We start from the raw sequence: 11,470 nt of genomic DNA on the forward strand, positions 1-11,470 counted from the left end.
TTACCTCTATTTAAATTAGAATGATTCCGAGTCACTAGGTTACTCTGGGGGACGACGACGATGCCGATACTCCCCGATTGGGTTAATTACACATTTCCACCTAAAATCCACTTTGAAGCTGACTGCGGTTACAAAGTGGGCAACTTCGTTAAAAACATCGGGACAAGAACCGTCATTTTTTCCACGCAACAAGAGCTGGAGAATATGGACGAGTTGTCCATTATCAAAACCAGTTTAGAAAAACATATCGATGGAGTCATTCTCTACGACGACATCGTAAAACAACCCACGCTCGAAGAGTTGGATACGGCCGCTTACTTTGCTAAGATTGCAAACGCGGATTGTATCATCGGTTACGGTTCCTACGAAACCATAAGTATGGCGAAGATCATCGCCCTTCTCGTTACAAACGACATCTTCGCAGAAGAGATGTTAAACGATAAAAAGACAAAGTTCAAAAAACCGCTTCCCTTAATCCTGATTCCCACACATCCCGTTTTTGGTTTGGAATGTTCTCCTATTTCTACGGTTCTTTTGGGAGAGGATAAGATTATCAAATATTTCTCTCATGAACTCCTTTTCCCGGAACTGATCATCGCCGATCCGAAAATTTCTTCTTTTATGAGTTCTTCCGATATCTCAAAAGTCGGAGTCGGGATTTTGGCCGCGGCGGTCGATACGATCCTTTCTAAATTCTCCACCGAGTTGACAATTTCTTCCGCGCTCAGAGCGATCGAACTCCTTCAGAAAAACCTGATTCCTTCGATAAGAGATCCGAAAAACGTAAACTATAAAAACGGCCTCTACGCCGCGAGTCTTTTGACCGGGATCGCCCAGTCTTCCAGTTCCCTGGGGCTTTGTTTCGCGCTTTCATTAGCAAGTTCGAATATTACAAATCTTGATATCTTTCAATCCATGTCCATCCTACTCCCCCACGTGATGGAATACAATCTCACTTCCTCCGCCGGTAAATACGTTATGATCGCAAGAGCCTTAGACGAAGACATCACGAATATTTCCGTGATCGAGGCAGCCATCAAAGCCGTGGAAGGAATTCGGAAAATTTTTATCGAATTGAAAATTCCCCAGAGATTGTCCGAGTATGAAGTGAGAAAGATCGATTTACCTTTGATCGCAAATCTCGCGGCTTCGTTTCCGTTTTTAGATTCTCTTCCGAGAGAACTTCCGAAAAACGAAATCGAAACGATTTTGGTCGCGGCGTTCTAAGAATTCGTTTTTTACGGAGAATCTTTTATCTTCTGAGAACTGTTGGAGTTCCTACAAAGAGTCGGAGAAGATCCTTCTTGCAAAGTCGGCTTTTCTGTGATAGAGAAAAAACTTCCGATTCTTCCCGCCACCTCACCCCTCCACCCAAGATTTGGGTGGGGCGCGTGCCTTTCACAGAGAGTGTCGGAGTTCCGACAAAAAGTCGAAGAAGATTCTTCTAGCAAAGTCGGCTTTTCTGTGATAGAGAAAAAACTTCCGATTCTTCCCGCCACCTCTCCTCCTCCACCCAAGAAACTCAGTGCATAGCTCCCGATGGGTCGCTTACGCAGGGCGGGGCCCGCGACTTTCACGAAAAGACTTGTAGGAGTTCCTACAAAGGAATTTTTACTTGCGAAATTAGAATTTTGTGATATAGGAAAGTCACCCGTAGTTTTTTCCGCCACCCGCCCCTCCTCCCAAGATTTGGGTGGGGCGCGCGACTTTCACAGCAGAAGTCGGAACTCCGACAAAGATCTTCTCCAAAATTTCATCCCCGACAACTTCGCGTATGGATTTCCCCTCTTTGAACTTTCCTCTTTTTTTGTAAAAGATAGTAGGAAGGCAATTTCAGCCGCACAAACCGCAAAAAAACATTTGAATCTGCCTCTCTTCCCCTAAAACTTGGAGACAGAATGAGTGACGAACACATCGATACAATCATCGGAGACGATATCCATTTCCGTGGGAAACTGAAATTCAGCAATTCCCTGAAGATCAAAGGAAACTTCAAAGGCACGATCGAGACGACCGGAAGACTCGTGGTCGGAGATACGGGAGAAGTGGAAGCCGACATCCAGACCGGAACCCTTGAGGTCGAAGGCGCTTTGAAAGGAAACGTTTCTGCAAATGAAAAGGTTTCCATCCGCAAAACCGGCAAAGTGATCGGAGACGTCCGCACGCCCGATTTAGAAATAGAATCCGGAGCAAGATTTAGCGGCAATAGCGCAATGTAAGGATGCTCAAAAATTCTCCCTATTCTCATGGCCCGGGTTTAAAGGAACTCCCTTCCTCCGGGCTTCGCCAACACCTCAGCCCTCTTCAGCATAAATTCTACCAAACCCACTTACGCGAAAAATCAAATCCGGAACATCTCCTCTATCACGGACTCAGAGAACTTCCTTCTCCCTTTTTACTTCCGGATCTGGAACCGGCCCTCGAACTCTTAAAAGAATCCGTTGCCTCTGAAAAGAAAATTCTTCTCTTTGGAGATCGGGATTGCGACGGAGTTTCTTCCACAAGTCTCCTTGGAGGTTTTTTAAAAAAAATTCATCGGGGAGAATTGATCCTCAAGGTTTCCAACGAAGAGGACTACGGGCTCTCTCCTGCCGCGCTTGGCTTTGTAAAAAAACACAAACCCGATCTTCTCATCACTCTCGACTTTGGAACCACGAATCACGTTCAGATCGACGAACTCGCTTCTCTCGGAATCAAGGTCATCGTCCTCGATCATCACGAGATTCCGGAAAGAATTCCCGCTTGTTTTCTTGTTTCTCCTAAACGTCCGGACTCACAATATCCGAGCGAAAAAATCTGCACGGCAGTTCTCGCGCTCAAATTTATCCAGGCCTATCTCTATTCTTCCTTGGAAGAATACAACATGGGGACTTGGATTGGAGACGGAAATTCCCTCTTCTCGGGTTATCTCATCTACAGAGGAAAGCTCGTCTTTCAAGGGGAAAGACAGGAAGTAGAATCCAAATTCTCCTTTCCCATCTGCGAAGCGCATTACAGCTTCACCTCCGAATATCCGGAAAGAGAATGGTTCTATCAAGAATTTCTAAAATACCCCGCGATCTTGGAACAGTATCTCCAGAACTTCGATCTCGCGGCGGTCGGAACCGTCTCCGATATGATGCCCCTCTTCGGAGAAAATCGAATCATCGTCAAGGAAGGATGTAAGATTCTTTCCAAACTCTATCGTAAGGAAACGAGACACAGAGAAGGATTGTTTCAACTTCTTCAGCTCATGGAACTCAGCGAAAAACACGTAACCTCGAAAGATCTCGGCTGGGGACTCGGACCCATGATCAACTCCGCGGGAAGAATGAATTCCACCGAAGTCGCGCTCAATCTTCTTTTGGAGGAGAATCCGGAACGTGCAAAAACAGGCGCCAAAGAACTCCAAAAATTAAACGAAGAACGAAGAGAAAGAACCAAACGAAATCTTTTCAAAGTGGACGGATTTCTAAAACGAAAACAGGAAAGAACTCAGAAAGCGGTTCTCTTTTGTTACGAACCCGACTTCGAACCCGGAGTTTCCGGAATCGTCGCGACCCGTCTTGTAGAAGAATATAAAAAACCGGTTTTGTTTATTACACCGGATCACGGTCACGCAAAGGGAAGCATTCGTTCCTATGGAAAGGAGAATGTTTTGAATCTCCTAAGGAAAGCGGAATCGATCTTCTTTCAATACGGAGGCCACAAAGAAGCCGGGGGATTTTCTCTTTCTATCGATAGAATTCCCGAACTCGCAAAGGTCATCTTTGAACACGCGGATTCTTGGTTGGAAGAAGAACAAAAACAGGCGATCTTAGATTCCACTTCGAGTTTAGTTTCTCTCGAACCCACCGAACTGGGCGCAAAGATCTTTCAAGAACTCTCCGTCTTTGAACCCTTCGGACATGAAAATCCGGTTCCACTTTATTCCATCAAAGGTGCAAAGATCTATCACACCAAGCCGATGACCGACGGAAAACACGTTCGTTTTAGAATTTTGGGAGCTCCCGAAACGATCCAGTGTTTGATCTGGAATCGGGGGAAAGACTTTTTAGATTTACTCAGCAAAACCGGAAGTCTGGATCTCTGGGGTTCCTTGGAGGAATCTACCTTTCGATCCAAAACTTCACTTCAGTTTGTAGTGAACTACTTTCAAGAAGCGGAGAATTAAGATTCTTCTCCGGGATAGTTTGCGGAATTGTTTCCGCGAGAATCGTCGGACTCGCTTTTAGAGTTTCCACTTTCACCGTTCGAAGCTTCTTCTTTTCGGTTTCCGCGTTCTCCTCTCTGTCCTCCGTCTTCTCCTCGGTTTTTATTCCGAAAATTCTTGTTCCGATTTTTATTCGGACGCGGACCTGGTCTGTCTGGGCCGCCTTGGCTTTGATTTCCACCGCCGCCACCTCTTCCTTCGTTAAACTTCTTAACGGGAATCGGTCTCTTTCTTACGGAAATTTCCCAGAAGAAAGCGCTCTGAATCGACTGTTCGTCGTTCTCTGCGATGGCGCCGATTTTAAAAACCATAAAGGCGTCGTAAAAGTAATCCTTCATACGGAAGAAATTATTCTGAGACGATTTTTCGTCTTCCGTGCTTAGGAATCTCTGCTGACTTGCAAAAATCTTAATCAATCGATCCTTGTCTTTTTTAGGAGTTTCGAGTCGATTGAAGATCGGATCCAAGCTGGTTTTAATTGCCGGAACCAAATGCATATTCTCTTTCGTTAGCGCATCGCTCGCGAGATCCGAAAAGATAAGAGAATAGAAAATATGAGGAGTCATCTCCTCTCTTTCCGTCAGAAGTTTGTCCGCGATCGCAAGACGTTTTCCGATATTGGTTTCTAAAAACTTATCTCCAAAATTGGAATTCTTCTTACGTTCTTTATCAAAGGCTTCTTTGAAGAGAACTTCCAAGAGACCGTGCTCCGCCATTCCCTGAAAGATCAGAGAAGTTTTCCAAGTGCGGAAGATCTTATTGTATTCTTCCAACATTCGGGAACTGGAAGCTTTTTCCAATTCGACTTTGTGTTTGCGGATCGCCTTTGCGGTCGCTTTTTCAATTGTTAAACCAAGAATCTCCGCGAACTTTACGGCGCGAAGCATTCTTACAGGATCTTCCCGAAACGAAATATCCGGGTCTCCGATAACTCGCAGTACCTTATTCTGAATGTCTTCAAATCCACCGACGTAATCGATGATAGAATCATTTCGAACGTCATAATATAAAGAATTGATTGTAAAGTCTCTGCGAGCGGCATCTTCCTGAGGTGTGCCGAACTTGTTGTCTCTCTTGATGAGGTAATCCTGATCTTCCACGGCTTTTCCCAACCGGTAATCCGGCAGAGAACGAAACGTACTTACTTCTATCACTTTTCCACGAAAAAGAATATGCACAATTTTGAATCTTCTTCCGATGATTCGACAGTTGTTGAAGATTTTTTTTATCTGGTTCGGAGTTGCGTTAGTGACTACGTCGAAGTCTTTAGGCTTTCTTCCAAGGAGAAGGTCTCGGACCCCTCCTCCAACGATATAAGCCTTAAAGCCAAATTTATTCAGCCTATGAATGATCTTGACCGCGTCCTCATCTATCATGTTTTTGCGGATCAGATGGGCATCCCGATAATAGCGCTTGCCATCCGGGTGAGAGAGAATATCCTCAACTGATCCTATTTTTTTCTTGAACAGATTGGACAGGAATTTCATATAAAGAATGAGTCTATAATCCTTTCATTCCCCCTACCTGCAAGTAAAAATCTATGACAAGCCCGGCAAAGTTCGATCTCAAATTAACGCATTCTGAGCGTCTGCAGGTCCGAATTCTCAAGTTCAAAAATCGGTTTCGCAAATTCAAAGAGAGCGGGTCCAGAAAGATCTCCTTTTTACTCGTACCACACAGCCACGAGAACGTAATTCGGATCGAACTGAACGTTTTTATGGCTTGGTTCCTCGGAATCCTCTTAGGATCGATTCTTGCGTTGGCTTTTGTCTTTCTTTCTTATCTCAATTTCTTCTATCGACCCGACGAAGACCTTTTTCAAAAAAGCGACGAGAATGTGAGCCAATATCTCTATTATGATATGCTCCTCCAAGACGCCAAAAAGGAGATTCGAGGTCTGGAAAGAAAAACCGAGCAGTTGAATCTTGTGGCTTGGGACGAGGTTCCTTGGAAACGAATTCTTACCTACGAAGTGATCCCCGAGTTTCGACTCAAAAAAGAGATCCCGGATTCCGAAACCAATCTAGAACTCTATAAGAATACGGTGGAAGGATTTGCGGCTCAGAACATAGAGCTCTTCCGAATTCGTCAGGCCTTTGAAAACGCGTTCGATTATCTCGAAGAAAGAGAATCCATTCTCTACGCATTGCCCAGGGGCCGTCCCCTCAAACCCGGAGTGGGATTTGTTTCTTCTACGTTTGGAGGAAGGGTCGATCCATTCGGCCTCGTCGTCTTAGGAGAGCATCACTCGGGTGTGGACTTTGCTTCTTCCGAGGGAACTCCGATCTACGCGACCGCTCCCGGAATCGTAGTAGAATCCGGTCAGTCTTCCGGAGGATTGGGGAAGAATATTCGGATCAATCACTTAAACGGAATTTTTACCGTCTACGGTCACTGTTCTCAGATCCTGGTAGAAAAGAATCAGATTGTAAAACGAGGAGATCTCATCGGTCTCGTCGGCTCGACTGGAAAAGCTACGGGGCCTCACGTTCACTACGAGGTTCACATGGGACAGGATCCGCCTCTGGATCCCGCGGAATTTATCAACATCGAGTGATTGTTCCCAAAAGAAAGAAGACCAAAGTTTTCATTTCCTCGTTCCTACGTTTCTAAAAAAAGAATTTCATTTTCAAATCTCCGAACGGCTCTTTGCCTTTTTCAAAAAAGGATTATGGGTTGATCCATTCCTGCAATCGAGAGAATTGGTTACACTATGATCGATAGAATTCCTGTGCCCTTTCTCAAACAATTCTTCAATTGGGATGGACCTTCCACATTTAGCATTCTCATGATGCTCGGTTTTTTAGCCGCGTCCTATCTTCTTCCTAAAGAATTAAAAAGAAGAAACTTAGAACCCGAACATTCCGACTGGCTTCTTCTTTTGGGAATCTTAGGAACCTTGGTCGGCGCTAAGATATTTTTTATCTTTGAAATCTGGGATCAGATCTTTATGGAAACTCCCGGCTTTGACGGAAGATTTCTCTACCCTCTCACGCACTGGTATGGTTTTCCCGGAAGAATGGCTCTTTGGGATAATTTGTTTTCCGGAAGTGGTCTTGTGTTCTACGGAGGATTTCTTTTCGGAATTCTTTTTATCTCCCTCTATATGAAATATTTCAAACTCGACGTGGCCTCTTATTTGGACGCTGCAGTTCCGAGTATGGCGATCGGTTATGCGATCGGAAGATTGGGTTGTTGGGTTTCGGGTGACGGATGTTACGGCTTCGCGACCGATCTCAGAATTCCTCTTTTGGTTTTTGATTATCACGGGGCACATCCTTCCGGAGTTCCGGTTTGGAACACTCCTCTCATCGAATCGATCATCTCTTTTGTATTCTTTGCCTACTTTCAATTTTGGGCAAAAGATCAGGGCTTTCGAAAGTTCTCGATCGGAGCTCAGTATTTGATTCTTCACGGATTTGCAAGACTCATGGTAGAATTTTTGAGAGTCAACAAAGCAGTATTCCCTTTTATCGATCCTCCACCTTTGGTGAACATTCCAAACGCGGAACAAAATCCGGAATTCTTGAGCCAGTATTATTGGCACGGATTTTCCCAATCACAGTGGGTTTCGATTGCGATCATCGCGGTGGGAATTTTCTTTTTTGTGAAATGGAAACTCTGGGAGAAAGAAGCGACCGTTTGATTGAAACCATTTCTTTCGAACGACTTCGAAAGGCCGTGGGAACAAGGCTCAGTTTTTTTAGTACCGACGGCTCCTCCGCCCGGACTTTCTATAACCTTACCTACAAGTGGAAGGGGCCTAAAGAAAAACCGTCGGAACTACGACAAGTTCCTCCGTAAAAGTCGCGCGCCCCACCCAAATTTTGGGCGGAGGGGCGGGTGGTGGAAAAATTCCGGAAACTTTCCTATATCACAAAATTCTAATTTTGCAAGAAAAAAGTCCAGTGTAGGAACTCCTAAAAAATCCTTCCTTGTGGGACGATTCTCGTTGGAGTTCCTCTCAATTAGTGGGCAAGGTTATGCTGGCCACTCTCCCGGCTCAACCTTTTATTGGAAAAATTGAGATCTTGCCTTCCAGACTGAGAATGTAGGAACTCACACGAGGGAATCGATTTTTATAAAACGAGATTCTTTCCTTCCTTTGAGGACTTTGGAAGCGATTCTTATTTCTCCGATTCTAAAAACGAAACGTTTGTCCTAAAATTTTAGGACAACGCCGATAACACTTTACAAACTCGTAATAGAGGGAGTTCCCACACTGAACTACACTTTTACGATCTTGAACGTTCGGTTTCTATTTAATTCCGATTGAAATTTCCAAGGATTGCCGCCCTTTTCGCAGTGAAAAACTTATCTCAAAAGATCGATTGCGGCTCCCTTCTCATTGGAGTTCCTACATTCCGAGTTTTTGACGTTAGTAGCCCTTCTTAAAACGAACTTAAAGTCTGTAAGAGAATAGATCGGTGGGAAGATTTTTAGTGCCGAATATTACTAAGTTCTTTTCTTCAAAAGTTCAGCACGCAACTTGCAGTTGGCTCTCAGAAGAAAAAAGACGAATCCGATAAGAATCAGATTAAAAATCGGCCAGATCACGCAAAATATATAAACGTTGATTTCGTTGTAAGTAATCCCGAAAATTTTCGCCCAAAAAATTAATACATCCACACACCAGTTGAAAATCTGATCGATCGAAGGAAATCTCATCCGCCAATGTCTCCTAACGTCGCTCTTTTAGATTCTCGATCATGGTCTTCGTGTCCAGATAGTCTGTATTCTTATACAAAAGATTTCCTTCCCCATCCAAGATCACAAAGAATGGAAGACCGATTTTTAATTCTTCAAAACGAGGATCTCTCGCATAGGTTTCAAAAATCGGATCGTTGTCTTTTATTTTCAAAAGGACCGCGCCTTGCAAAGCCTCGTTCAAAGAAGAATCCGAAAGCGTCAATTCTTCAAATGCTTTACAGTTCGTACACCAGTCCGCGTAGAAATCGATAAATACTTTTTTGCCGGAGTCCTTTCCTACTTCATAGGCTTTTTCGGGAAGTCGAAACCAGGTCAGATTTCCTTTTGTTTCGGTTTTGGGAACTCCGGAAGCGAGACCTCCGCCAAGCCCGCCGGAAAGAAGAATCACGAGCCCCGTCGCCGACAAAACGACCCCGCCTAAGAAAAGGGCCTTTTTCATTCTCTTGTATTTGTCCCAGTCTTCGGGAAGAAAAAAGTAAAGACATACGAGAAGAATCAAAACACCGAGAGCCGCGATTGGAATCGAGCGATCCACGACTCCCCAACCGGAAAGCGCCTTTTGAAAGTAAGTATAAGAAAAATATAATACAAAAAGTCCAAGAACCCATTGGATCCAACGCATCCATTTCCCTGACTTCGGAAGGCTGAGACCAAAAACTCCGATCATCAAAAACGGAAAACCCAATCCAACTCCAAACAAGAACATCTTAAAGGAAGCAAGAAGAATGGAACCGATCGTTATCGCACCGGATCCCGCCGTGATCTGCAAAAGAATGGCGACTACAACAGGGCCTACGCAGGGAGAAGAAAGAAGCCCCGCTACCATTCCAAGAAGGAAGGTTCCCTTACAACCCTGTCCGGTATTGACTTCTTTGGATTGAAAGAAAGGAAGATGAATGAGATCTAAGGAAGCGAGCGCTAAAAGAAAAATGAGGACGGCGAGTGCGAGGTTCGTGAAAGGATAACGGAGGATAACGTTGAAGGCTCCTCCGGAGAATCCTGCGATCAGTCCGAAACACCAATAGACCGCGACGAGCCCTAAATAATAAACCGCGGGATGAAGAATTTTCGGAGACCCTTCCCCCCTTGCCCTCACGATTCCCACTGTGATCGGATAGAGTGGATAGACACATGGCAAGAGACTCGCCAAGACCCCGCCCGCAATTAGGACGAAACCTGTAGTCCATTCAAAACCTCCCCCGGAGGCGCCCGCAGAAACGGACTTTTGAATTTCCTCAAACCAGGAGACTGACAGATCTTCAGCGGAAAGGGAAAGAGTGATGAGAAAAAAAGACAGAAAGCCCAGGACCAAAAATCTGCTCTTCGAATTTTTATGTGGCTGGGTTCTTAATAGCACGGATCAAACGACCAGAAAAAAACAAAACTTCATCCAAGAACAATGCTTTTGCTAAAAAATCAGGGGTCAACTCGATTCCCTGCAAAGATGAGCTTGAACTCGTAGTTTAGACTCTAGGCTCTTCTAAAAGGATATTTTTTTTAAAATCCGGATTCTAAAAAGCTCCTCGAATTTTGAATTCAAACGGGAATTCCGTTGAGAATCACGGTTTGCCCTTCCGGCTTTTTAAGACATTCCCGGCTCACCTAAAAGTAGAAATCTGCCGAAAATCAAGGGGAATGAACGCCGGATTTTTTAGACTTCTCATTTGCATCCTTTTAGGAGTGGTAAGCAACTTCGGAACGAATCCGATTTCGGCTGAAGTCGATCTGGACTACAACTACGAATATGAGAAGAACGGACCTTATACAAAATTCTCGGACTGGGTTCCTTACAAGCTTCATAAGTGGGAACCGAAATTCTTAGAAGACTTCTATCAACTCTACGGTCTCAAACTTCACTACAAAGAAAACGATCTCAGAAGGGATATCTACTTTTTAAAGATCGGACTCAAGAAACGTTTTCGACATCCGAAGAACGCCCTCTGCCCCGTGAAAGACGAAGATGAATATTATAAATATCGCAATTTACTTTTTATGCATATCAATCTCCAGATCATGAGATCTTATATGAGAATCGCATCCCAATTTGATAAGCGACATCTTTACTTTTACAATTTGGACTTTGCATACGATCTCAATCGATCCTTCGAAGTCGCTGACGGTTTTTATAAGGAAGCGATTCCTTATTGGAAGGAAGCGCAGAGATACGCGGACCGTTCTTCCGAGATCGACTCGGATCTGGATTTAGGAACCTTGGAAACGGAAAGATACGAGATCATTACGGGGAAACTCGATTTCGGAAAAATCATCGAAGATCATCTTTCTCGTTTAGAAAAAAAAAGAAACACAGTCAAGGAATATCTCGTCCAACACCCCGACGCAAACAAACCTCTTCTTGAACAGTAAAGCCGAAAAGAAATTGTGGAGTTCCTACAAGATCTGGTAGTGAAGAATCTACTTGCAAAAAGAAGAATATTCTGATATGGCAGATCGACGCGAGTTTTTCCCGCCACCCAAGTTCGGGATAACCTTACCCCCGAGCTGCCTGAATCTTCAGAAAAATCTGTCGGAACTCCGACAACTCTTCCGTGAAAGTCGCGCGCCCCACCC

The 11,470-nt window shown here is 44.4% G+C and carries 9 protein-coding genes; 6 read left to right on the forward strand and 3 right to left on the reverse strand.

From position 1 onward, the window contains the following. The first annotated feature begins 60 nt into the window (after positions 1-60). The 3 genes from A0128_RS12640 to recJ all read left to right on the forward strand — a co-directional run bounded on the left by A0128_RS12640 (position 61) and on the right by recJ (position 4,153). Positions 61-1,227 carry an iron-containing alcohol dehydrogenase gene (locus A0128_RS12640; RefSeq protein ID WP_069607849.1) on the forward strand — a complete coding sequence of 389 codons (1,167 nt, stop codon included), beginning with the start codon at positions 61-63 and terminating at the stop codon, positions 1,225-1,227. Between the two features lie 671 nt (positions 1,228-1,898). Continuing rightward, positions 1,899-2,219 carry a bactofilin family protein gene (locus A0128_RS12655; RefSeq protein ID WP_069607852.1) on the forward strand — a complete coding sequence of 107 codons (321 nt, stop codon included), beginning with the start codon at positions 1,899-1,901 and terminating at the stop codon, positions 2,217-2,219. Between the two features lie 2 nt (positions 2,220-2,221). Continuing rightward, a complete protein-coding gene (recJ, locus tag A0128_RS12660) occupies positions 2,222-4,153 on the forward strand; it encodes a single-stranded-DNA-specific exonuclease RecJ (RefSeq protein ID WP_069607853.1) in 1,932 nt (643 codons plus the stop codon). On the opposite strand, the gene pcnB is transcribed toward recJ, so the two are convergent. Beyond that, positions 4,150-5,679, reverse strand: a complete 1,530-nt coding sequence (gene pcnB / locus A0128_RS12665) for a polynucleotide adenylyltransferase PcnB (RefSeq protein ID WP_069607854.1) — start codon at positions 5,677-5,679, stop codon at positions 4,150-4,152. The genes recJ and pcnB overlap by 4 nt on opposite strands. Positions 5,680-5,732: 53 nt before the next feature. On the opposite strand from pcnB, the gene A0128_RS12670 reads away from it, so the two are divergent. Then, complete coding sequence (locus tag A0128_RS12670) at positions 5,733-6,749, forward strand: M23 family metallopeptidase (protein WP_069607855.1); 1,017 nt, start codon at positions 5,733-5,735, stop codon at positions 6,747-6,749. A gap of 156 nt (positions 6,750-6,905) precedes the next feature. Continuing rightward, positions 6,906-7,838 (forward strand): prolipoprotein diacylglyceryl transferase, encoded by a 933-nt coding sequence (locus A0128_RS12675; protein ID WP_069607856.1) that lies wholly within the window; start codon positions 6,906-6,908, stop codon positions 7,836-7,838. A gap of 809 nt (positions 7,839-8,647) precedes the next feature. On the opposite strand, the gene A0128_RS12685 is transcribed toward A0128_RS12675, so the two are convergent. Next, a complete protein-coding gene (locus A0128_RS12685) occupies positions 8,648-8,860 on the reverse strand; it encodes a hypothetical protein (RefSeq protein WP_069607858.1) in 213 nt (70 codons plus the stop codon). A 13-nt stretch (positions 8,861-8,873) separates the two neighbouring features. Next, positions 8,874-10,259: a protein-disulfide reductase DsbD family protein gene (locus A0128_RS12690; protein WP_069607859.1), complete on the reverse strand. Its 1,386-nt coding sequence runs from the start codon at positions 10,257-10,259 to the stop codon at positions 8,874-8,876. Positions 10,260-10,537: 278 nt separating this feature from the next. Here A0128_RS12690 and A0128_RS12695 point away from each other — a divergent pair, with 278 nt between their 5' ends. Then, positions 10,538-11,266, forward strand: a complete 729-nt coding sequence (locus tag A0128_RS12695) for a hypothetical protein (RefSeq protein WP_069607860.1) — start codon at positions 10,538-10,540, stop codon at positions 11,264-11,266. Positions 11,267-11,470 lie beyond the last annotated feature (204 nt).

It is taken from the genome of Leptospira tipperaryensis, assembly GCF_001729245.1.
GTDB classification, from domain to species: Bacteria; Spirochaetota; Leptospiria; order Leptospirales; family Leptospiraceae; genus Leptospira; species Leptospira tipperaryensis.